22 protein-coding genes are annotated in these 23,044 nt (G+C 52.1%); 21 read left to right on the top strand and 1 reads right to left on the bottom strand.

Features of this window, described 5'->3' with window-relative positions; all coding sequences use genetic code 11:
* Nucleotides 1–39: 39 nt before the first annotated feature.
* The 7 genes from rplS (at nucleotide 40) to HRQ63_RS06475 (ending at nucleotide 6,024) form a co-directional block, all read left to right on the top strand.
* Entirely contained in the window at nucleotides 40–384 is a 345-nt protein-coding gene (gene rplS / locus HRQ63_RS06505) for a 50S ribosomal protein L19 (protein WP_172240943.1), read from the top strand.
* Nucleotides 385–606: 222 nt separating this feature from the next.
* The gene (lepB, locus tag HRQ63_RS06500) at nucleotides 607–1,227 is read left to right on the top strand and encodes a signal peptidase I (protein WP_172240940.1); all 621 of its coding nucleotides are present in this window, start codon (nucleotides 607–609) and stop codon (nucleotides 1,225–1,227) included.
* Nucleotides 1,228–1,285: 58 nt separating this feature from the next.
* A complete protein-coding gene (gene ylqF, locus HRQ63_RS06495) occupies nucleotides 1,286–2,149 on the top strand; it encodes a ribosome biogenesis GTPase YlqF (RefSeq protein ID WP_172240937.1) in 864 nt (287 codons plus the stop codon).
* A 100-nt stretch (nucleotides 2,150–2,249) separates the two neighbouring features.
* Nucleotides 2,250–2,936 carry a ribonuclease HII gene (locus tag HRQ63_RS06490; RefSeq protein ID WP_172243323.1) on the top strand — a complete coding sequence of 229 codons (687 nt, stop codon included), beginning with the start codon at nucleotides 2,250–2,252 and terminating at the stop codon, nucleotides 2,934–2,936.
* A gap of 195 nt (nucleotides 2,937–3,131) precedes the next feature.
* A complete protein-coding gene (locus HRQ63_RS06485) occupies nucleotides 3,132–5,303 on the top strand; it encodes a hypothetical protein (RefSeq protein WP_172240934.1) in 2,172 nt (723 codons plus the stop codon).
* A complete protein-coding gene (locus HRQ63_RS06480; RefSeq protein ID WP_037282414.1) occupies nucleotides 5,300–5,599 on the top strand; it encodes an EscU/YscU/HrcU family type III secretion system export apparatus switch protein in 300 nt (99 codons plus the stop codon). The genes HRQ63_RS06485 and HRQ63_RS06480 overlap by 4 nt, the downstream gene beginning before the upstream one ends.
* Complete coding sequence (locus HRQ63_RS06475; RefSeq protein WP_172240931.1) at nucleotides 5,596–6,024, top strand: YraN family protein; 429 nt, start codon at nucleotides 5,596–5,598, stop codon at nucleotides 6,022–6,024. Before HRQ63_RS06480 ends, HRQ63_RS06475 begins: the two co-directional genes overlap by 4 nt.
* 79 nt (nucleotides 6,025–6,103) lie before the next feature.
* Here the strand turns inward: HRQ63_RS06475 and HRQ63_RS06470 are convergent, their stop codons facing one another.
* On the bottom strand, nucleotides 6,104–7,678 hold the full coding sequence (locus HRQ63_RS06470) for a YifB family Mg chelatase-like AAA ATPase (protein ID WP_172240928.1): 1,575 nt from the start codon (nucleotides 7,676–7,678) through the stop codon (nucleotides 6,104–6,106).
* A 257-nt stretch (nucleotides 7,679–7,935) separates the two neighbouring features.
* On the opposite strand from HRQ63_RS06470, the gene HRQ63_RS06465 reads away from it, so the two are divergent.
* The 14 genes from HRQ63_RS06465 to HRQ63_RS06400 all read left to right on the top strand — a co-directional run bounded on the left by HRQ63_RS06465 (nucleotide 7,936) and on the right by HRQ63_RS06400 (nucleotide 22,923).
* A complete protein-coding gene (locus HRQ63_RS06465) occupies nucleotides 7,936–8,403 on the top strand; it encodes a MarR family winged helix-turn-helix transcriptional regulator (RefSeq protein ID WP_172240925.1) in 468 nt (155 codons plus the stop codon).
* A 257-nt stretch (nucleotides 8,404–8,660) separates the two neighbouring features.
* Nucleotides 8,661–9,818, top strand: a complete 1,158-nt coding sequence (gene sucC, locus HRQ63_RS06460) for an ADP-forming succinate--CoA ligase subunit beta (RefSeq protein WP_037282407.1) — start codon at nucleotides 8,661–8,663, stop codon at nucleotides 9,816–9,818.
* Between the two features lie 96 nt (nucleotides 9,819–9,914).
* Entirely contained in the window at nucleotides 9,915–10,844 is a 930-nt protein-coding gene (gene sucD, locus HRQ63_RS06455; protein ID WP_172240922.1) for a succinate--CoA ligase subunit alpha, read from the top strand.
* 154 nt (nucleotides 10,845–10,998) lie between these two features.
* Nucleotides 10,999–12,126 (top strand): DNA-processing protein DprA, encoded by a 1,128-nt coding sequence (gene dprA / locus HRQ63_RS06450; RefSeq protein ID WP_172240919.1) that lies wholly within the window; start codon nucleotides 10,999–11,001, stop codon nucleotides 12,124–12,126.
* A gap of 223 nt (nucleotides 12,127–12,349) precedes the next feature.
* The gene (gene topA, locus HRQ63_RS06445) at nucleotides 12,350–14,449 is read left to right on the top strand and encodes a type I DNA topoisomerase (protein ID WP_172240916.1); all 2,100 of its coding nucleotides are present in this window, start codon (nucleotides 12,350–12,352) and stop codon (nucleotides 14,447–14,449) included.
* Between the two features lie 20 nt (nucleotides 14,450–14,469).
* Nucleotides 14,470–15,819, top strand: a complete 1,350-nt coding sequence (trmFO, locus tag HRQ63_RS06440) for an FADH(2)-oxidizing methylenetetrahydrofolate--tRNA-(uracil(54)-C(5))-methyltransferase TrmFO (RefSeq protein ID WP_172240913.1) — start codon at nucleotides 14,470–14,472, stop codon at nucleotides 15,817–15,819.
* Between the two features lie 27 nt (nucleotides 15,820–15,846).
* Nucleotides 15,847–16,386: an ATP-dependent protease subunit HslV gene (gene hslV, locus HRQ63_RS06435; protein ID WP_172240910.1), complete on the top strand. Its 540-nt coding sequence runs from the start codon at nucleotides 15,847–15,849 to the stop codon at nucleotides 16,384–16,386.
* 75 nt (nucleotides 16,387–16,461) lie between these two features.
* A complete protein-coding gene (hslU, locus tag HRQ63_RS06430) occupies nucleotides 16,462–17,871 on the top strand; it encodes an ATP-dependent protease ATPase subunit HslU (RefSeq protein WP_172240907.1) in 1,410 nt (469 codons plus the stop codon).
* 370 nt (nucleotides 17,872–18,241) lie between these two features.
* Complete coding sequence (gene flgB, locus HRQ63_RS06425) at nucleotides 18,242–18,649, top strand: flagellar basal body rod protein FlgB (RefSeq protein ID WP_172240904.1); 408 nt, start codon at nucleotides 18,242–18,244, stop codon at nucleotides 18,647–18,649.
* A gap of 2 nt (nucleotides 18,650–18,651) precedes the next feature.
* Complete coding sequence (flgC, locus tag HRQ63_RS06420; RefSeq protein ID WP_172240901.1) at nucleotides 18,652–19,104, top strand: flagellar basal body rod protein FlgC; 453 nt, start codon at nucleotides 18,652–18,654, stop codon at nucleotides 19,102–19,104.
* A 30-nt stretch (nucleotides 19,105–19,134) separates the two neighbouring features.
* Nucleotides 19,135–19,446, top strand: coding sequence for a flagellar hook-basal body complex protein FliE (gene fliE / locus HRQ63_RS06415; protein WP_172240898.1), 312 nt, complete (start codon nucleotides 19,135–19,137; stop codon nucleotides 19,444–19,446).
* A 44-nt stretch (nucleotides 19,447–19,490) separates the two neighbouring features.
* A complete protein-coding gene (gene fliF, locus HRQ63_RS06410; protein WP_172240895.1) occupies nucleotides 19,491–21,080 on the top strand; it encodes a flagellar basal-body MS-ring/collar protein FliF in 1,590 nt (529 codons plus the stop codon).
* A gap of 12 nt (nucleotides 21,081–21,092) precedes the next feature.
* Nucleotides 21,093–22,109 (top strand): flagellar motor switch protein FliG, encoded by a 1,017-nt coding sequence (fliG, locus tag HRQ63_RS06405; RefSeq protein WP_037282380.1) that lies wholly within the window; start codon nucleotides 21,093–21,095, stop codon nucleotides 22,107–22,109.
* Entirely contained in the window at nucleotides 22,102–22,923 is an 822-nt protein-coding gene (locus tag HRQ63_RS06400; protein WP_172240892.1) for a FliH/SctL family protein, read from the top strand. Before fliG ends, HRQ63_RS06400 begins: the two co-directional genes overlap by 8 nt.
* Nucleotides 22,924–23,044 lie beyond the last annotated feature (121 nt).

Below are 23,044 nucleotides of genomic sequence, written 5' to 3'. Positions count from 1 at the left end.
AAGACGTATGAACGCATGAGTGGAAGGAGGAAACAAATCATGAATCTGATTCAAGCTCTGACTCAAGAACAACTTCGCAAAGATATCCCGAGCTTCCGTCCCGGCGACACTTTGAAAGTGCACGTTAAGGTTATCGAGGGAACTCGCGAGCGTATCCAGTTGTTCGAAGGCGTAGTCATCAAACGTAAAGGCGGCGGTATCGCCGAAACTTTCACCGTTCGTAAGATTTCTTACGGCGTAGGCGTTGAAAGAACGTTCCCGATCAACTCGCCAAAAATCGACAAAATCGAAGTCGTACGCCACGGTAAAGTGCGTCGTGCGAAACTGTACTACCTGCGCGAACTGCGCGGTAAAGCAGCAAGAATTAAAGAAATTCGTCGTTAATCTTCCCCCGCGGAAGGCTAAGCGAGCGAAAAATGGGGAGCTTGGAAACAAGCTCCTTTCGTTTTATTCTCAAAAGCGATTCATAAGTAAAAAGGGACGTATTAGCCCCGTAAATATGAGCATTTCTCAAAACCGGCTGGATCCAGTACCTTTTAAAGGCACGGATGTGCGGTTTTGCAAAATGCTGATGTTTGGATATCAAGCGTAAGGAGAGGGCTATCCATGGAAGAAAACGTAAACCGCCCTGCAGCGGAAGAAGCGCCGAACAATCCGAAAAACAAAGTGAAAAGCGAGACGCTCGAATGGGTAAAAGCCATTGCGATTGCATTAGTGTTGGTGTTTGTCATCCGCTGGCTGCTGTTCGCGCCTTATATGGTTGATGGTTCCTCTATGCAACCGAATTTCCATGATGGCGAACGCGTCATCGTCAACAAGATTTTGTATGACATCCGTGCTCCGAAAAAGGACGAGGTTATCGTGTTCAAAGTTCCTTCCGAGGATAACAAAGAGTTCATCAAACGGGTTATCGCTTTGCCGGGAGACACCGTTAAGGTTGAAGGCGACGAAGTGACGGTCAATGGTGAAATCATCGAAGAACCTTACATTCAAGACGTTCTCGACCAGGCGCATGCCAACGGCGAAACGTATAATAACAACACGAACTTCCCGAATGCGACATTCCCTGACGGTACCGTACCCGAAGGACACGTATTCGTAATGGGCGACAATCGTCCAAACAGCAAAGACAGCCGAATGATCGGTTACGTCCCTTACAGCGACATTACCGGCCGGGCCGACCTGGTCTTCTGGCCGTTCAGCGACATGCATATCGTCAATCATTAGCATGACCGTGCCGGAATCCGTTCCGTTTTCCGGCCGTTAGGAGAGGTGAAATACCGTTATGACCATTCAATGGTTCCCCGGTCACATGACTCGTGCACGCAGACAGATTGAAGCGAAGCTCGGCTTGATCGATCTTGCGATCGAATTGCTTGACGCCCGCTTGCCGCTGTCCAGCCGTAACCCGATGATCGGAGACATTCTCAAGGACAAGCCCAGACTGATTTTGTTGAACAAGTCCGACTTGGCTGATCCCGAAGTTACGAAAAGATGGATCGAATATTTCCGCGAGGAAGGCCACTTGGCCATCGAGACGGATACGCCGGGAGGTCGCGGCGTCAAAGATATCTCGGTGTATGCCAAACAACTTCTCAAGGAAAAGATCGATCGTCAGATTGCAAAAGGCATGAACCCTCGTGCTATTCGCGGCTTGATCGTCGGCATCCCTAACGTGGGCAAGTCGACCTTGATCAACAAACTGGCCGGCAAAAGCATCGCGGAGACGGGAGACCGTCCAGGCGTAACCAAAGGCCAACAGTGGATCAAAATCGGCAAGGAAATGGAACTTCTCGACACGCCGGGGATTTTGTGGCCGAAGTTCGATGACCAAAACGTGGGCATGAAGCTTGCAGTGACCGGAGCGATCAAAGAAGACGTACTGAACGTGGAGGAAGTGACGTTCTTCGCGATCAAGTATTGCGCGGAGCATTATTGGGAACGCTTGTCCGAGCGTTACGCGCTTGGCGAACGTCCGACCGTTTTTGACGATCCGGACGAAATCGTGCAGATCATGGAAGAAATCGGACGTAAACGCGGCTGTATCATGAGCGGCGGCCGGGTCGATCTGACCAAAGCGTCGGTATTATTCTTGCGCGATCTTCGTTCGGGCAAAATGGGCCGCTTCTCTTTGGAAGAGCCTTTCTAAGCATTGGATACAGGAAACATGAGCCGTGCAGGCAGCGCGGGATTGGATCGCCGAGCAGTTCGGCGATCCTTTTTGCATAACGGGAACGGAGGAGAACATCATGCCGAAAGCTAAAAAGAGTGAAGAGACGACAACGACGGTCAGTAAACCCAAAAAGATCAAAGTGGAAGTCGATCGTCTTCTGTTGGAGAAGGAACTGTGGACGGAAGGATTTGAAGCTGTTGCGGGCGTGGATGAAGTAGGTCGCGGCTGCATGTTTGGCGATGTCGTGGCTGCGGCGGTCATTTTGCCTATAGGGCTTAAAATCGAAGGAATCGATGATTCGAAGAAATTGTCCGAGAAAAAGCGGGATGAACTGTATGAGGTCATCCTGCGCGAAGCCGTTGCTGTCGGAGTGGGTCGCGTTGATCCGAAGACCATCGATCAGATCAATATTAAGCAGGCGTCTCGTTTGGCCATGAAGATGGCGGTAAAAGCGTTGACGCAGCAACCGGATGCGCTGTTGGTGGATGCGGAGAGCATTCAGGTGGATCTTCCGCAGCGTGCGATCATCAAAGGCGATTCGCTCAGCCAGAGCATCGGAGCCGCTTCGATCGTGGCGAAGGTTACGCGGGATCGTCTTTGCGCGGGAGAATGGGAACAGGATTATCCGGGGTATGGCATTGCCGTACATAAAGGTTATGGAACGGCTGTTCACCGCGAGAAAATTTTGGAGCTGGGAATCAGCGATCTGCATCGGCATAGTTTTTTGGTTAAAATGAAGGCAGAGCATGAGCAGTTGCGTTGATCCGACCATTCAAAACGAACGCAAACGCTTCTTATTATAAGAGGCGTTTTTTCCGATATATTAGTCATAACGGAAAATTCGACCGCAAAGCGGGACGAGTCGTACCTTTTCAAAGCTAAAAGTAAGGTTGCGCCCGCCTAAAACGCAAACCTGTGATTAAGAGTTAACCAAGTAGTCGTTAGGGAGGTGAGCGAGATGAACATCGGTTCGTTGTTTAAAAGTATTATCGGAGATGCTAAGCCGGGGGAAGCCAAGCAAGTGGATTTGCGTGCCGGGCAAGTGGTTAGAGGCGTAGTCCAATCGGTATCGGAAGATGGCAAGGAAGCGGTGGTTCAGATCCAGGGCGTGAAGGTGAACGCGAAGCTTGAGACGCCTTTGCAGGCCGGACAAACGGCTTTTATGGAAGTTCAGCCTGCCGCCGAAGATGGCTCGATCGTGATGAAGCCTGTTGCGGCCCCTCCGGGTGCAGCCGCGGGCGCACAATCGATGGAAGATACATTAAAGCAGCTGGGAATGCCGGATAATAAGCAAACCCGTGAGATGGTTCGCATGATGCAGCAGGCAGAAATTCCGATGACCAAGGAAAATGCCGCTGAAGTACGTAATATGCTTGCACAGAAGCCGGCTTCCGTCGATGCTCAGCAATGGGTGCGTTCGATCGGGATTTTACAGCAAAGAGGACTGCCGATTACGCCTCAAAGCGTATCGGGAATGCAGCAAGCCGTATTCGGCGCTCCGGCTTCCGCCGTGTTGCAAAATCTTGGACAGCAGGTTGCCGCGGCACTGGCGCAGCTGGGCGAAGGATCGGTTGAAGGAACAGCTTTGCCGGGTCGCGGATTAAGTGCTCCGCAGCCTGGAGCCGCTTCGGGACCGGCCGCTACCGGAACTGCCGGGACTTTGCCGACTAACGGGCAAAATGCGTCGGGAAATATGGCGACTGGGAATACAAACAATATTTCTGCTGCGGCTGCTGGCTTGGCGGCGGCTGCGACACCGCCGGAAGACGGGAACCCGGCGCAGATTCGTACCGCTGCCCAAGCGGCTGCGGGCGCGACTTCGGCTGCTGGAGGTTCCGCTGCACCGGATGCCGCGCAAACGACAGGTGCAGCTAAAGCGGCGGAGCGCACGACTTCCGCTGCCGGTACGACAGGCGTGAATCAAGCTTCAATGGGAAACGCGGCGCAGCAGGCCTCGCAAGGACAATCTTCAACTGCTGCCCAGGCAGAGGCAGCTGGTCGGAATGCAGGAGCATCAGAATTGCCGCAAACGGATGCCGCTTTGCTGCGTAAAGTACAGACACTGCTTGGCGAACTGCGCACGGCTGCTGCAGGCAGCACGGAGACGGCAAATGCAGCGGCCGCCCGGAATGGTCAAACCACTGCGCAGGCAGACGAAGCGGATGCCGGACCATGGGTCGGGCGTCTGCTTAAAATGTTGGGTGCCGAGCACGAACAGCAGACTGCACGTTCCACATTGTTAAATACGCCGCCTTCTACGCCGACGCAAGCGGCAGCAAACAGCACTCCATTACCGCAGTCTGCACCACCTGCTGCTCCGTCTCCGGCTGCCGGACAAACGGCAGCGCAGCTTGCGCAGACTTCAGCAGCACAGACCCAGCAAGGAGCAACAGCTAATGCGGCTTCCACGGCGGCTGCAGCCGCGACAAACGCAGAGGCTCGCCCCGAAGTCTCCGCTGCGGTCCGAAATGCTGCTGAGCAGGCGCTCCGCACGGTGCCAGGCGAAACTGGGCGTCCGGATGGAGCCGCAACTGCGGATAGCCGAGCTGTTACCCAAACGCCTGCCGCACAGCAGTCCGTCGCAGAAGTACGCGAGACGCTGAAATCTCTCTTGTTGCAGTTGTCTGCTTCCGATTCGCTGCCTGCTGGCCTAAAGGATGCGGCACAGCAAGCGGTCCAGCAAATGACCGGACAACAGCTGCTGCTGAACACCGATCGTACAGCGCCTTTTGCCCAAGTCACGATGTTTCTCCCGTTTGTAGGCCCGGATGGTAATCAGACAGCTTCTGTACAGATTGAATCCCGTAGAGGACCCAAAGGAGAGCTTGACTCGTCCAACTGCCGTCTGTGGTTCGATTTGGACATGAAATCGTTAGGGCGTACGTTGATCGACGTCCAGGTCGTGGACCGTAAAGTCAGTCTTAATTTCCGCAATGACGAAGACTGGGCACGGCCTTTGCTGGAAGCGGGGCAACCTCAGATTGCTTCGGCATTTGAAGCGGCGGGTTACCAGTTGTTGGCTCTGCGCACGGATGCTTTGCCTGAACGCAGCATGGAAAGCAACGGAGAGTCCGGAACGTCGCTATCGTATGCTCCGCCTTCGTATCGGGGAGTGGACGTGAAAATATGAAAGAAACCAAATCCGAAGAGACGGCCCGCAAACGCGCAGTCGCACTCAAATACGCGCCGGAGCAGATGTCCGCTCCGGTCGTTGTGGCAAAAGGCAGCGGCAGTATCGCGGAATCCATTCTGGCACGGGCTCAAGAAGCGGGAGTTCCGATTCAAGAAGATGCGGCTTTGGTCGAAGTGTTGTCAAAGTTGGATCTGGATCAACAAATCCCCGCCGAGTTGTACGGGCTTGTCGCCGAGTTGCTTTCGTTCGTGTATCGCAGCGATCGCGAAGCCGGGAGGCGCAAAGGACTATGAACGATTCATCGAAAGCAAAGCCATCTGCAACTGCGGACGGCTCTGCCGTACATAAAAAAGTTGCATCTCCTACCCGCAAAGACAAAGGCAGAGCCGCTGAAGAAGCAGCGACTTCCTATTTGCAACGGCAAGGCTGGCGTATTATCGAGCGCAACTGGAGCTGCCGCTCCGGGGAACTGGATATTGTTGCTGAGCAGGGAGAAATTTTGTTGTTTGTCGAAGTACGGAGTCGGAGCGGGCTAGGCTACGGAATGCCGGCCGAGTCGATCGATGCACGCAAAATCGGACAAGTCAGACGAACCGCTGAAGTTTATCTGCATCGCTTCGGAGTCTCGGACCGCCAGATTCGCTTCGATGCCGTTGCGGTTATGTTGGGGCGTAATTTGGAGATTCGATCATTGGAGCATATTGAGGACGCGTTTTAGCAGGGCGCATGGCGTGCAGGTCGCTGCATAAAAAGGAGCTGTCCTTATCGAAGGACAGCTCCTTTTTATTTCTATTCGTCTATTCCCGCATTCTCCGATCCATCTGCCGATATTGAAGCGCCTCCGCAATATGCTCGGTACGAATTTCATTCGAATCTTCCAAGTCGGCAATCGTTAGAGCCAGCTTCAAAATGCGATCCCGCGAGCGCATGCTCAGCCCTAATGCGCTAATGGCGGTGTCGAGTAAAACTTGTGCCTCACGGCCCGGATTCGCATGTTTGCGCAGCAAAGTCCCGCTTAATTGACTGTTACACTCCACGTTTAACGAGCGATAGCGCGTTTTTTGGCGCTCGGAAGCGAACAAAACTCGTTCACGAAGTTCGGCGGAAGAGGAGCCTGGACGGACGAGATCGCTAGGCGGCGGCTGAGGAACCTCGACCTGCATATCGATGCGGTCGAGCAGCGGACCTGAAATCCGGCTGCGGTAACGCAGGATCGTCGACGGCGAACAGGAACAAGCGGATTGACCGTTCTCGTCAAGACCGCCGCCGCAAGGGCAGGGATTCATGGAGCAGGCCAGCATGAAGTGTGCGGGAAAAGTGAAAGCGGCTCGTGCGCGACTGATCGTTACCGTTCGGTCTTCAAGCGGTTGTCGCAATACTTCCAGCGCGCCGCGAGAAAACTCCGGCAGCTCATCCAGAAACAACACGCCCCTGTGGGCCAGACTCACTTCGCCGGGTCTGGGGATCGAACCTCCGCCTGCCAGTCCCGAGGGCGAAATCGTATGATGCGGCGCACGAAACGGACGACGTCGCACAAGGCCGTGCCTGACATGATTCAGCCGACCGGCGGCACTGAGAATTTTGGTGGCTTCAAGCGCTTCGTTCTCGGAAAGATCGGTCATGATACCTGACAGGCGCTTGATCAACATCGTTTTTCCGGTACCGGGAGGTCCGGAGAGCAGGATGTTATGCATGCCCGCTGCGGCGATCATGAGTGCCCGCTTGGCATGCTCCTGACCCAGCACGTCGGCATAATCGTCATGGGTTGCCGAGAAGATACTTGATTCTTCGGACGCGATTTGCGCATAACGCAGGCCGTCGGCGTCAAATTCGTAGCGTTTTTCTTTTCCGGCAGATAACTCTTCGCGCTGGGATTCCGGTACAAGCATACGCAAATGAGGCAGCGAATAGACCGTCAACCCGTCTACCAATGAAGCTTCGTCTGCATTGGCAGAAGAGGTCACGATCGCGTCGAAACCTTGCCTGCGCGCGCAATCGGCCATAGCCAACACGCCCGCAACCGGGCGCAGGGAGCCGTCAAGAGACAGCTCGCCGACCGCGATCAGTCGACTGCCTGCCGGCAACGCGAGCTGTTCATCCGTCAATAAAATGCCGATCGCAATCGCCAAATCAAGCGAAGAACCTTCCTTGCGCAAATCCGCGGGAGCCAGATTGATGGTGACGCGTCGACTCGGAAACCGAAAGCCGCAATTTTTGAGCGCCGCCTTGACCCGATCCGTCGATTCGCGAATCGCGGAGTCCGGCAATCCGATGATCGTCGTCTGCGGCAGTCCGTTCGTAATATCGACTTCAACTTCTACAATGACGCCGTCGACGCCGTACAAGCAAGCGCTATAACTTTTTCCGTACATGACAAAACACACCTCTTTTTCTGAAATAGCGGACAATCCGCCAGACCGAAAAAGGGTGCTTCCTCTTTTTTCGAACCGTTTAGCAACGTAATAGTATACTTTTATTCTAAACGCAGCGTTTCGAAAGTCAAGATACGTTGTATGCAAGTTTTTTCATGAATTCGACCCAAACGTATTTACAACAATCAAATTTAATGCGATTATGTTTGTAAGAGATTTTCGGAAAAAACCAGTAGTTAAAGGGAGGAGTGCGCAGAATGGGCAAAGTCAATGAATATCCGCAGCTTCAGTTGGACAATATGCTGTGCTTCTCGATCTATGCCAGCTCGCGCGAGATCACGAAGATGTACCAGCCCTATTTGGAACAATTGGGCGTGACTTACTCGCAGTATCTCGTATTGATCGTATTATGGGAGCAGGATGAACGGACAGTAAAGGAGCTTGGCGAGGAATTGTTCCTGGATTCGGGAACGCTGACGCCGCTGCTCAAAAGATTGGAGGCCGCAGGGCTTGTCGAACGCAACCGCTCAACTGAAGACGAGCGCAAAGTTTTTATTTCGTTGACGGAAAAAGGGCGCGAGCTGCAAGAACAGGCCGCACATATTCCGGAATGCATGGCGCGCGACCTGCGTATGGACGTGCCGGAATTTGTGGAGCTGCTTGGCAGATTCCAAAATTTGTTGGCGCGTGCGCATGACGTGAACGTTTCTTCTTCGGGCAAATAAGCAACGCATACTCGAATATTTGCTTGATTTCCGGAAACCGAAAGCCTTCGAGGCTTTCGGTTTTTTTGTCGGAAATACATAAACTCTGCGTCCTGTGCGCTTTTCGATCCTTTGAAAAATGTCGAAAAAAGCGGAATAGTTCGAATTTTAAGAAAGCGTTTCAATTTTGTTTGCCAGTCGTGCTATAATGATTGAGGTTGTACTTTTCTGCCTGGCAACCCGCCTGGTGCGAGCCAATTTGATAGGAGGATTCACGAATGAATATCCATGAATATCAAGGCAAAGAAGTTTTGCAGCAGTACGGAGTAACCGTGCCTCGCGGCAAGGTAGCGTTCAGCGCGGCGGAAGCCGTAGACGCAGCCCGCGAACTCGGAACTCCGATCGTCGTCGTAAAAGCGCAGATCCACGCGGGCGGACGCGGTAAGGCCGGAGGGGTCAAAGTGGCCAAAAGCCTGGATGAAGTACGTACTTATGCCGAAGAATTAATCGGCAAGGTGCTCGTTACCCACCAGACAGGCCCGGAAGGCAAAGAAATCAAGCGGCTCCTGATTGAAGAGGGCTGCGATATCAAGAAGGAATATTATGTCGGTGTGGTCGTGGACCGGGGAACCGGCAGCGTCGTGCTGATGGCTTCGGAAGAAGGCGGAACGGAGATCGAGGAAGTTGCGGCCGCGACGCCTGAGAAGATTTTCCGCGAAGTGGTCGACCCGGCCGTAGGGCTTCAGCCTTTCCAGGCTCGTCGTCTGGCTTATGCGATCAATATTCCGAAGGAACTGGTCAATAAAGCTGCGAAGTTCATGTTGGCCCTGTATGAAGCGTTCGTGGATAAGGACTGCTCGATCGCAGAGATCAATCCGCTTGTCGTAACCGGCGACGGCGATGTCATTGCGCTCGATGCCAAGCTGAACTTTGATTCGAACTCGTTATTCCGTCACAAAGATATTTTGGCGCTTCGCGACCTCGATGAAGAGGACGAGAAGGAAATCGCCGCATCCAAATTCGACCTGAGCTACATCGCGCTTGACGGCAACATCGGTTGCATGGTCAATGGCGCGGGTCTGGCGATGGCAACGATGGATATCATCAAATACTATGGCGGCGAACCCGCCAACTTCCTGGACGTAGGGGGCGGCGCGACGAAGGAGAAGGTAACTGAAGCCTTCAAAATCATTCTGTCCGACCCGGAAGTCAAAGGAATCTTTATCAACATCTTCGGTGGGATCATGCGTTGCGACGTAATCGCGGACGGTGTGGTTGAAGCGGCCAAGCAGATCAAGCTGGAAAAACCACTCGTTGTACGTCTCGAAGGCACGAACGTCGACCTCGGCAAAAAGATTCTGAACGAATCGGGACTCAACATCGTGTCGGCAGACTCGATGGCCGATGGCGCGAAACGAATCGTGGAGCTGGTATAGTCGACGGAATCACCGCAGCAGTGCCTTGTCAGTTTTTTAACGCTGACAAGCTACTAGACTTCGCAAACTGACTTTAAACGGAGGATGTGGACTGGCATGAGCATTCTGGTGGATAAAAATACGAAAGTCATTACGCAGGGGATTACGGGCGAGACAGGGCTTTTCCATACGAAAGGCGCCTTGGAGTACGGTACGCAGATGGTAGGCGGCGTAACTCCCGGCAAAGGCGGCACTGACGTTGAAATCACGCTCGAGAACGGCAGCTCCGTCAAGCTTCCGGTGTTCAACACGGTCAATGATGCAGTCAAAGCGACGGGTGCGACGGCGAGCGTGATCTATGTACCGCCAGCATTTGCCGCGGATTCCATCATGGAAGCGATCGACGCCGAACTCGAACTGGTGATTTGTATCACGGAAGGCATTCCGGTGCTGGATATGGTTAAAGTCAAGCGTTATCTGGAAGGCAAAAAGACGGTGCTGATCGGACCGAACTGCCCCGGCGTCATTACGCCGGAAGCTTGCAAAATCGGCATCATGCCGGGGTATATCCATAAAGCGGGCAAAGTAGGTGTCGTTTCCCGCAGCGGAACGCTTACTTATGAAGCCGTGCACCAATTGACCACGCGCGGCATCGGTCAATCGACGGCGGTCGGTATCGGCGGCGACCCGGTTAAGGGCTCGGAATTCATCGATATCCTGAAGCTCTTTAATGAAGACGAAGGCACGCAAGCGGTGGTGATGATCGGCGAGATCGGCGGCACGGCAGAGGAAGAAGCTGCCGAGTGGATCAAAGCCAACATGACCAAACCTGTCGTGGGCTTCATCGGCGGCGCTACGGCTCCTCCGGGCAAACGGATGGGTCACGCGGGTGCCATCATCTCGGGCGGCAAAGGCACGGCTGCGGAGAAAATTGCCAAGCTGGAGGAGTGCGGGATTCGCGTCGCTCCGACTCCGGCCGAAATGGGTGCGACTCTCGTAGCCGTACTCGAAGAGCGCGGCGTGCTCGAAACGTTTACAGCGGGTTGATTCGTTGGCGTTTTTCTGGCACAATGACAAGGTGAAAGTTTAATTTGGAACTGAACGGAACCAAGGCAGGCAGCCTTTCTTTCCCCATGGGGAGGAAGGGCTGCTTTTTGTATTTTCCGGGCAGTCACTGGAAGCTGGGAGAGGTGAAGCAGTCATGAAACAAGAAGGGTTGCCTGAAGCGCTATGGGTTATGGCCTTGCATGAGACGACAGGAATCGGTTGGCAAAGTATCAGCACGTTGATGAGAATCGTGTGGCATAAAGGGATTCCTTTTGACGAACTTTTTCGGATTCCCGAGCAGACCTGGTTAGCACTGGGTGCACAAACCAAGCTGGCGAAAGCAGCAGGGAATATTCGACTTGAAGAAGCTCGTGAACGTCTTGGACGGTTACGGCTGCGCGGGATCGAACCGATGTCTTATTTTGATGAGGCATATCCTACTTTAATGAAGGAATCCGCCAAACCGCCCTGGATGCTTTACACGATCGGACGGCGAGAACTGCTGAATGATTTCAGCATCGCGATTGTCGGGACAAGATCGCCGACCGCTTACGGACGGGTCGTTTGCGAACGGATAGCGGGGGCATTGGCGGAAAGCGGAGTTTGTCTCGTCAGCGGAATGGCTCGGGGCATCGACGGTTATAGCCATCGCGAAGCACTTCGTCGGGGCGGCGCAACGATTGCGGTGCTAGGTGCGGGCGTCGATGTCGCCTATCCGCCCGAACACAATCATTTGCACCGGGAAATCGCGGAGCAAGGGCTGATCGTATCCGAGTTTCCTCCGGGCACGCGTCCTTCGCCGGGACTATTCCCGCTGCGCAACCGGATCATTGCCGGGTTGTCGAGAGGGGTATTGATTGTCGAAGCCGCGGAAAAAAGCGGTTCGCTGATTACAGGCGATTATGCGCTCGATTGCGGCCGAGACGTCTTCGCCGTGCCGGGACCCGTAACCTCGCCGAAGAGCTTGGGAACTTTGCAATTGATTAAAAATGGAGCAAAACCCTGTGCCGACGCTAACGACATTTTGGAGGAGTATACTCATCTGTTCGTTCCGCCTGCGCCAAGAGCCGCAAAAAAAGAGGTACATGAAAAATTGACAAAAGAGGAGCGGAAGATATACGTTATATTGGAGCAAGGGGATGCGAGTATCGATGAGCTTCAACGGAAGACGTCCTGGGATTTTGGACTTTTACATTCCGTTCTGCTATCGTTAGTCATAAAAAGTCAGGTAAAATCGCTCTCCGGAGCCGTATATGCATGGATCGGGGAGCCGGTCCGCTGACCTCATCCGTATACCTACCACCTTGTCGACTCTTAATCAGAGGATTGCGTTTGGCTGAAGCGCACACGCTTTAAGCGCGTTTCAGACGGGCGTAACCTTACTTTTAGTGTCGACAGGGGACTACTTACATTTATATTCTATGGAAGCAATTGAAGAATAGGCGCGGTTCAGGGCAAGGGGCCCGGAAAGCCGCGCTTGCAAAACTTGAGAGGAGGACGAACCTATGGCGGATTCGCTCGTCATCGTGGAATCGCCTGCAAAGGCTAAAACGATCGGCAAATACTTAGGCAGCAAGTTCATCGTCAAAGCATCAATGGGGCATATTCGGGATCTGCCGAAAAGTCAGATCGGCGTTGATGTGGAAAACGAATTTAATCCGAAATACATTACGATCCGCGGAAAAGGCTCTATCCTGAAAGAACTTAAGGATGCCAGCAAAAAAGTCAAAAAGGTCTATCTCGCAGCCGACCCCGATCGCGAAGGAGAAGCAATCGCATGGCATTTGGCGCATGCGCTCGACATCGATAACGTCCAGGATTGCCGCGTTGTGTTTAATGAGATTACGAAGCAGGCCGTGAAGGATGCATTCAAGACGCCGCGTCCGATCAATATGGATCTGGTTAATGCTCAACAGGCACGCCGTATCCTCGACCGCCTGGTCGGTTACAAGATCAGCCCTTTGCTTTGGAAAAAAGTCAAAAAAGGACTTTCCGCCGGACGCGTACAATCCGTCGCCGTCAAACTGATCATTGACCGGGAAAATGAAATCTCCGATTTTGTGCCGGAAGAATACTGGAGCATCACGGCTCGCCTGGCTGTCAAAGGCAACGATTTCGAAGCTAAATTCCATCAGTTGAACGGCGCCAAAAAGGAACTTCACAGCGAGCAGGATGTTAAAGAAGTGCTGGCCGCTTTCGAAGGAAAGGATTTTGTCGTAGGCGAAGTGAAAGAGAAAGAGCGCCAGCGCCATCCATCCCCTCCGTTTACGACAAGCTCACTGCAGCAGGAGGCTGCGCGCAAGCTGAATTTCAGGGCGGCCAAAACGATGTCGGTCGCTCAGCAGCTTTATGAAGGCATCGATCTCGGCAAAGAAGGCACCGTCGGCTTGATTACGTATATGCGTACCGATTCCACGCGGATCGCAGGCAGTGCGCAGGAAGAAGCGAAAGCTTTTATCGGCGAACGTTACGGCGAAGAATTCGCTCCGGAAACGCCGCGCCAATATTCGAAAAAATCGGCAGGCTCTCAGGATGCCCACGAAGCGGTTCGCCCGACTTCGATCGCCCGCGATCCGGAATCGGTCAAAGCGTTCATGAGCCGTGACCAATTCCGCTTGTATAAGCTGGTTTGGGAACGCTTTGTAGCCAGCCAGATGTCTTCCGCCGTGCTGGATACGCTATCGGTCGATATTGCCGCAGGCGATGCAACGTTCCGTGCCGTCGGCTCGAAAGTACGCTTCCACGGCTTTATGAAAGTGTATGTGGAAGGCAATGACGACGGAAGCGTGGAAGAAGACAAGTTCCTCCCTGCACTTGCCAAAGGCGATCAACTGGAGCGCAAAGAGGTCGAGCCGAAGCAGCACTTTACGCAGCCGCCTCCGCGTTATACGGAAGCACGGCTTGTGAAGACGCTGGAAGAACTCGGAATCGGACGTCCGAGTACGTATGCGCCGACGTTGGAAACCATTCAAAAACGCGGATACGTCGCGATCGAAGAGAAGAAATTCGTTCCGACGGAGCTTGGAGAGCTGATCAACGAGCAAATGGAAGAATTTTTCCCGGAGATTTTGAATGCCGAGTTTACCGCCCATATGGAAGCAAGCCTCGACCATGTGGAAGAAGGCGACGAACAGTGGGTCCGCGTGCTTCAAGAGTTCTACGGGACTTTCGAAAAACGGCTTGAGTTCGCGGAAGAAGAAATGAAGGAAATCGAAATTCAGGACGAAGTCTCGGATGAGGTTTGCGATAAATGCGGCAAGCCCATGGTTTATAAAATGGGACGCTTCGGCAAATTCCTCGCATGTTCGGGCTTCCCGGATTGCCGAAACACTCGCCCGATCGTCAAAAACATCGGCGTAACCTGCCCGAAATGCAAAGAAGGGCATGTGGTCGAGCGCCGCAGCAAAAAAGGACGCGTGTTCTACGGCTGCGATCAATATCCGGAATGCGATTTTGTATCATGGGATCGCCCGTCCGCTAAGCCTTGTCCGGTCTGCTCTTCACTCATGATCGAGAAGCGCAGCAAACAGGGAACGAAGTTGCAATGTACGTCATGCGATCATACGGAAGTGTTGGAAGACAACGAAGATACAGCTGAAGGATAAAGCAATAGGGGGAACATGAAGTGAGCAACAACGAAAGTTCGAACACGCAGCGGGTAACGGTAATCGGTGCAGGGTTGGCGGGAAGCGAAGCGGCTTGGCAAATCGCCAGCCGCGGCGTTCCGGTCACGCTCTACGAGATGCGTCCCAAAGTAAAAACGCCGGCGCACCATACGTCTTATTTTGCGGAATTGGTATGCAGCAACTCGCTGCGCGCCAACGGATTTACAGGCGCGGTAGGCGTGTTGAAAGAGGAAATGCGCAGACTGGATTCGCTGGTAATCGGCAAAGCGGATGCGAGTGCGGTTCCGGCAGGCGGCGCTTTGGCCGTCGACCGCGACCTTTTCTCCGGCGGCATCACGCAGGCTCTTAAAGAGCATCCGCTGGTGGACGTTCGCGAAGAAGAAGTGACGGAAATCCCGGAGGACGGCATCACGGTCATTGCAACGGGACCTTTGACTTCTCCGTCACTTTCCGCGCAAATCAAAAGCTTTATGGGCGAAGAATATTTCTACTTCTATGATGCGGCGGCTCCGATCATCGAAAAAGATTCGATCGATATGGACAAAGTGTATCTGGCTTCCCGTTACGATAAAGGCGAAGCGGCTTACCTGAACTGTCCGATGACCGAAGAAGAATTCGATCGTTTCTACGAAGCATTGATTACGGGCGAAAAAGCGGAACTCAAAGAATTCGAGAAAGAAATCTACTTCGAGGGCTGCATGCCGATCGAAGTGATGATGCAGCGCGGACGCCAAACGGCATTGTTCGGACCGATGAAGCCTGTCGGCTTGCCTGATCCGCGCACGGGCAAGATTCCTTTCGCTGTCGTTCAGCTTCGTCAGGATAACGCAGCAGGAACGCTATACAATCTGGTGGGCTTTCAAACGCACTTGAAATGGGGCGAGCAGAAGCGCGTATTCCAGATGATTCCGGGACTCGAAAATGTGGATATCGTTCGCTACGGCGTCATGCACCGCAATACATTCATCAATTCGCCGCGATTGCTTGAACCGACCTACCAGTGCAAAGCCCGTCCGAACCTGTTCTTTGCGGGCCAGATGACCGGCGTTGAAGGATATGTGGAATCGGCGGCTTCCGGTTTGATTGCCGGCATCAACGCGGCGCATCAGGCTTTGGGCCGCGAACCGATCGTATTCCCGGAAGAAACGACGCTCGGGGGCATGGCTCGTTACATTACGGAAGCTGACCCGGAGCATTTCCAACCGATGAACGCGAACTTCGGTCTATTGCCGAAACCCGAGAAAAAAATCCGCAACAAAAAAGAAAAAAATGAAGCTTTGGCCATGCGAGCACTCGATAAGCTGGCGGCCTTCACGGAAGAACATTCGTTGAACGTTGTTCGCAATTAATTGCACAGCCCGAATAGGAGGATCACGATGGAAATTTCGTTTCACGCGACGACCATTTGCGCGGTGCGCAAAGACGGCAAGGCGGCTATAGCTGGCGACGGCCAGGTTACGATGGGACAAAATGTCATCATGAAACAACATGCCAAGAAGGTACGCAGATTGTATCGCGGGCAGATTCTTGCCGGATTTGCGGGTTCCGTAGGCGACGCGATCACGTTGTTCGAGAAGTTTGAAGCCAAGCTGGAAGAGCATCAAGGGAATTTGCAGCGTGCAGCCGTTGAATTGGTCAAGGAATGGCGCACGGATCAAATGCTGCGAAAACTCGAAGCTCTGATGATCGTGATGGACAAAGACGGCATGTTGTTGATTTCGGGCAATGGGGAAATCATCGAACCGGACGACGATATTATCGCGATCGGTTCGGGCGGCAACTTCGCGTTGTCGGCCGCTCGTGCTTTGAAGCGTCATGCGGAGCTGGATGCGAAAGAGATTGCGCAAGCGTCGCTGAAGATCGCTGCCGAGATTTGTGTGTACACGAACGACAACATTATCGTCGAAGAACTTTAATGCCAATTACGGCGGTACTTAAACGAGCAGACTCGATGCGTTTGGGTGCGCGCCCTAGAAGTGGAGGGTACATGCATGAAAAACGAAGCCCTGACGCCGCGGGAAATCGTAGCGGAGCTGGACAAGTACATCGTCGGACAGAAAAAGGCAAAACGCTCGGTTGCCGTTGCCCTGCGCAATCGTTATCGCCGCAGCCTGCTGCCCGAAGAAACACGGGATGAAGTAGCGCCGAAGAATATTTTGATGATCGGACCTACAGGCGTCGGTAAAACCGAGATCGCACGTCGTTTGGCAAAGCTTGTCGGTGCGCCTTTTATCAAAGTCGAGGCCACCAAGTTTACCGAAGTCGGCTATGTGGGACGCGACGTCGAGTCGATGGTGCGCGACTTGGTTGAAACGTCGATTCGCATGGTGAAAGCGGAGCGTACGGAAAAGGTCAAGGATCGGGCGGAGGAAATGGCTAACGAACGCATCGTTGAAATTTTGGTACCGTCCGCAAAATCTTCTTCCACGCAGCGGAATCCGTTTGAAATGCTGTTCGGCGGCCAGTCGAAGACCGCGCCGGAGCCTGAACCGGAAAAGCCCCGTTACGAAGAGGGCTCGCTCAGCGAACGCCGACGCCAAGTGCGATTCAATCTACTGTCGGGCAAGCTGGAAGACGATATCATCGAGATCGATGTTGAAGACGCTATGCCTAACATGTTCGATATGTTGGCCGGTCAAGGCAACGATCAAATGGGCATGAACATTCAGGAAATGCTGGGCAACTTCATGCCGAAGCGTACGAAGCGCCGCAAATTGCCGATTCGCGAAGCACGCAAAGCCCTGACGCAGGAAGAAGCTTCGAAGCTGATCGATATGGACGACGTCAATCAGGAGGCCGTGCGCCGCGCCGAGCAAGCTGGGATCATTTTCATCGACGAAATCGACAAGGTTGCCGGCAGCGGTCGCGGACATGGTCCTGACGTTTCCAGAGAAGGAGTGCAACGAGATATCCTTCCTATTGTCGAAGGCTCGACTATCGTGACCAAATATGGGCCGGTGAAAACGGACTACATCCTGTTTATGGCTGCGGGAGCCTTTCATGTGTCGAAGCCTTCCGATTTGATTCCTGAATTGCAGGGACGATTCCCGATTCGGGTGGAGTTGGAGAGTTTGACTCTGGAAGATTTCATTGCAATCTTGACGGAGCCGAAAAATGCGTTGACCAAACAATATACCGATCTTCTCAAAACGGAAAATATCGAAATTGGCTTTTCGGAAGATGCGATTCGCGAGATTGCCAGCATCGCGGCCTCGGTGAATCAGAATACGGAAAATATCGGCGCGCGTCGTCTGCATACGATTTTGGAGAAGCTTTTGGAAGACCTGTCTTTCGAAGCGCCGGAACTTAATTTGGAACAAATGATGATCACGCCGGAATATGTGCGGGAGAAGCTGGATGACATCGCGAAAGATCGCGATTTGAGCCAGTACATTCTGTAACGGTGACTTTTTGTTAAACTGGAAAAAACGAGGGGGAAATTAGGTTGAGGTCCGGATCGGCGAATGAAAGCCTATTCAATTTGACCTGAAATCAACACTTTTACCCTTACTATCGAAATAAGAAAAAGCCCTGTCTTTCAACTAAGGAAAGATAGGGCTTTTTTCTCATTGTTTTATAGGTCCAACTCGAAGAAACTTAGGTTAGACGTAATATGGATGGATTGGTTAGGGTTTTTCCCAATCGTTGGGGTTCGGAAAGTCTTTTCAACAATTTATCGGCCTCATTACAAAAAAAACAATAGTTTAGTCGAATTTAATTTTGTATAATTTATAAAGCGCACAAGGCTTATTAACTAAAGGAGTGGAATCGATGAATATTTTGAACGATACCGGTTTTAATCGTCTGCGCAGCGCAATCGATGCATCGAACACAAGGCAGCAAGTTATTTCCAACAATATCGCCAATGCGGATACGCCTTATTTCAAGCGTTCCGAAGTATCCTTCGAGAGCCTGCTTCAGTCAGAGATGAACGGTGTAAGTTCGATTAAGGGACGAATTACCAATTCCCGTCATATTGCCATCGGTTCGGCCGGTTCCATTCCTACTGCAAAAGTTACGAATGACGACAGTACTGCGATGAACAACAATAAGAACAATGTGGATATCGACAGCGAGATGACGAGTTTGGCCGAAAATCAGTTGCGTTATAACACGTACCTCGAAGAAGTCAATCATCAGATTAAAATGATGCGCACCGCGATGGGAGGCAATGCATAACTATGAGAATCAGTAACGGATTTGATGTCAGTGCTTCCGCTCTTACGGCACAGCGCCTGCGCATGGATATCATCTCGTCCAACATCGCGAATGCGGATACGACGCGGGCACAGGTCGTCAATGGCGAAGTTCAACCGTATCGCCGCAAAGTTGCCGTTTTGGCCGAAAACAGCCAAACGCCGTTTGCTCAAACTCTTAACGCAGCGATGAACGGCAAAAGTTCTGCCAGCGGCGTGAAAGTAACCGGAATCAAAGAGGATCAGGAGCCGTTCAAGTTGGTCTACAACCCGACTCACCCGGATGCGAACGCAGACGGTTATGTACAAATGCCGAACGTTGATATCGCAAAAGAAATGGTAGACATGATTTCGGCGACGCGTTCTTATGAAGCTAACGTAACGGCGTTGAATGCCACGAAGGCGATGATTACAAAAGCGTTGCAGATTGGCAAGTAAGCATAAACGATAATAGAAAGGGAGATTGCAATGATCCAAAATCATATGTTCAATCCTGTTCAACTCGCTAATCGTGCCGTTTCGGCGACTCAAGAAACGGCTTCGGCCACTCCAAATGAAGCGATGCAAGGTTTTGGCCAGTATCTGCAAGACGCGCTTCAAGGCGTGTCGGACATGGAGAAGACAGCGGATCAAACCGGGAAGCAATTCATGCTCGGACAAGCGAGTGTCGACCAGGTCATGATTACTTCCGAGCAAGCCTTGTTAGGGCTTCAATTGACTTCGCAAGTCAGAAACAAAGTCATCGAAGCTTATCAAGAGATCATGCGTACACAACTGTAATCTTAAATAACCTTAAGTATAATGCTGCGTAGTGGGGTGAAACTGTGAATGAAAGACTAACCCGAATAAGGGATTCGCTCTTGGGTTACTGGAATCGGCTTAGCAAAACTCAAAAGGCCCTGCTGGTTTCGACGGTTGCGATTACGCTGCTGACGATCGTAATTCTGACCATGCAGTTTTCCAAGACGGAATATGAAGTGGCTTTCCAGGATTTGAACGGGGAAGATGCAGCGGCTACCATGACGTATCTGGATGGAGCCGGCATTCCGTATAAGTTGAGCGATGATGGTAAAAGCATCTCCGTACCCAGCACGAATGCGGCGAGAGCACGCGTAGATGTGGCCTCGCAGGGGATCATTCAAAGCGGGTCGATCGGGTTCAACAAGATGTTCGGAACGACGACGTCTGCACTCGGGATGACCGAAAATGAATTCAACGTTAAATACAAAAGCGCTTTGAACGGCGAAATCGAGTCCTTGCTGAAATTAATGAGCAACGTGGAAAGCGCAAGAGTGCTCGTCAATCTCCCTGAAGAAAGTTTGTTTGCCAACAGCGAAGATCAAGAACAGGCTTCCGCTTCGGTCGTCATGACATTCAAGCCGGGTTTCAGACCGAGTCAGGACGTCATTGATGGCTATTTTAACATTGTGAAAAGTTCGGTGCCTAATCTTCCGATCGATAACATCACGATTACCAGCGATAATACGATACTATATGCTTCCAATGCAGGCAGCGGATTCGGTGCAGGGGCGGCAAGTTCCATTCAGGATAATCTTGCGATTCAACGCAAATATGAGAGCGATATCGAAAAAAGCGTGAAGATGTTCCTCGGTACGATCGTGGGCGCGGACAAGGTAAATGTCCTTGTCGCTTCCAAGCTCAACTTCGATCAGGTCAATGCGAACGAAACTACGTATTCGCCGGTCGATGTGGACAACATGCGGGGGATCGAAATCAGCGTGCAGGATATTCAGGAGAGTTATACGGGTGCAGGCGATCCTACGAGTGGAGTAGCCGGAACCGGTACGGAAGCCGTACCTACTTACCCGGGAGATACCACAACGGGGCAGACCACTTCGGAAAGCTCGAATAAGATCGTCAACTATCAAGTCAACCAAATTACCAAGCAAATCGTGCAAAGCCCTTATATTGTAAAAGACTTAACCATAAACGTGGCGATTGAACCACCTGACGGTGAGACAACGCTTAACGGAACAATTGAAGACAATATAAAAGGTATTTTGAGAAATATTGTTGCTGCTTCTCTTGCTGATTCGGGAGTAACTTATCAGCCAACAGATCTGGACTCAAAAGTTCTGGTCATGTCGACAGCTCCTTCTGCTGAAACGGCCGCGACCGACACCGGAATTTCCAGAGTGCTGCTATGGAGCATCATCGGCGGACTGGCTGCTTTACTGGCAGTTGCCATTTTCCTCGTGGTACGCCGCAGAAGAAAAAATCGCGAAGAAGAATTGCTCGAAGAAATGGAGCTGCCGACACCTGCGGAGATGCCGTCCATCAACCTGGATACGGTCAGCGGAGAAAGCCAAATGCGAAAACAGCTTGAATCGCTCGCCAAAAAGAAACCGGATGAGTTCGTCAATCTGCTGCGCACATGGTTAGCCGATGAATAGGAGTGAAGAAGTGTGGCTAAAGCAAGCGCGCAAACGCTGAGCGGAAGACAGAAAGCGGCGATCCTGCTGATCTCGCTCGGGCCGGAAGTTTCGGCTCAAATCTTTAAACATTTGCGGGATGAAGAAATCGAACAACTTACGCTTGAAATTGCAAATGTAAGAAAAGTGGACAGTTCGGAAAAGGATTCGGTACTTGCCGAATTCCATCAGATTTGTCTGGCGCAAGAATACATCTCACAGGGCGGTATCAACTACGCTAAAGATATCCTGCAAAAAGCGCTTGGCGAGCAAAAAGCCTTGGAAGTTATCAATCGCCTGACTGCCACGCTTCAGGTACGTCCGTTCGACTTTGCGCGCAAAGCCGACCCAAGCCAAATTCTGAACTTTATTCAGAATGAAAACGCGCAAACGATCGCGCTTGTACTTTCTTACTTGCAATTTGAACAGGCATCGATCATTCTTTCTTCCCTTCCTCAGGAGAAACAAGCCGAGGTCGCCAGACGAATCGCCATGATGGACAGCACTTCGCCTGAAGTTATTGCTCAAGTCGAGCGTGTGTTGGAACAGAAACTTTCGTCTACAGTCACTCAAGACTTTGCAACGGCAGGCGGCATCGAGTCGATCGTATCCATCCTGAACGGCGTAGACCGGGGAACAGAGCGGACCATTCTCGACTCGCTCGAAATTCAGGACCCGGAGTTGGCAGAGGAAATCAAAAAAAGAATGTTCGTATTCGAAGATATTGTCAATATCGACGATCGTTCGATTCAGCGGATTATCCGCGACGTCGAAAATGCCGATCTTCAGCTTGCGCTCAAAGTGGCCAGCGAAGAAGTTCGCGAAGTGGTATTCAAAAACATGTCCAAGCGTATGGCCGATACCTTCCGCGAAGAAATGGAATTCATGGGACCGGTTCGGCTGCGTGATGTCGAAGAAGCTCAAACTCGCATCGTAACGATTATCCGTAAGCTTGAAGAAGCGGGCGAGATCATCATCGCACGCGGTGGAGGAGATGATATCATTGTCTAACCTCATTAAATCTTCGCAGTATGTGCCCAAAGAGGACTTTGTCAAACTGGATTTGCACCGGCACTATGCTTCGCAGCAACCACATGCCGAGGAGAATGAAGAGTCCCCTTTAGCGGTTGCCGATCAACAGACGATTATTCTGAAGGATGAAATGATCCGTGATGCGAAAGAATTCGCGGAACTTCAGATTCGGGATGCGGCGCAGCATGCCGAGCAGATGCTCGCCGAAGCACAGCAGCAGATCGAAATGTGGTGGCAGGAGAGGCGCGATCAGGATGAACACCTTGTAGAAGCGGTTAAGACGCAGGCGTTCCGCGAAGGTTATGAGGAAGGCAAGGCACAAGCGGAGGCAGAACTTGCCGTTCGCATGCAGGAAGCGTCAGAAGAAGCCCAAACGTTGATCCAAGAGGCTATTCAAAGCAAAGATGCAATCATTCAGGAGTCCGAGCCGTTCCTGGTTGAACTCAGTTCGGCAATCGCGGAAAAGATCATCGATCAAAAATTGGCCGAAGACGAAGGATTAACGCTTTCCCTGATCCGCCAAACGCTGTCGCGTAAAAGGGAGCAGGGAACGATTACGCTCTGCGTGGCCCCTTCGCAATTTTCGCTGATCAATTCCGCGCGGGAAGAGCTTGCTATGTCGATCGACTCGCAAGCCGAGTTGCAAATTCTTCCCGATTCCACAGTAAAAGATCGCGGATGCGTCATTCGATCGAACTTCGGAAGCGTAGATGCCCGAATCGATACTCAATTGGCGGAGATCAAACGCGAATTGTTGAGACTTGCTTTGCACGATGAATCGACCGGCTCCTAAAGAGTACAAGGACATTCCTAGTCTTAGCGGCAGCCTATAGGAATTCAGGTAGGTTGCCGGTTTTTTTTATAAGCAGGAAATAGCACTTTTTAGCCTTAGCGGGGGCTTTATAAGCGTGTAG

The organism is Saccharibacillus endophyticus (assembly GCF_013185185.1).
GTDB classification, from domain to species: Bacteria; Bacillota; Bacilli; order Paenibacillales; family Paenibacillaceae; genus Saccharibacillus; species Saccharibacillus endophyticus.
The sequence above is the reverse complement of the archived record's forward strand: the minus strand, read 5'-3'. Positions and strand labels throughout refer to the sequence as shown.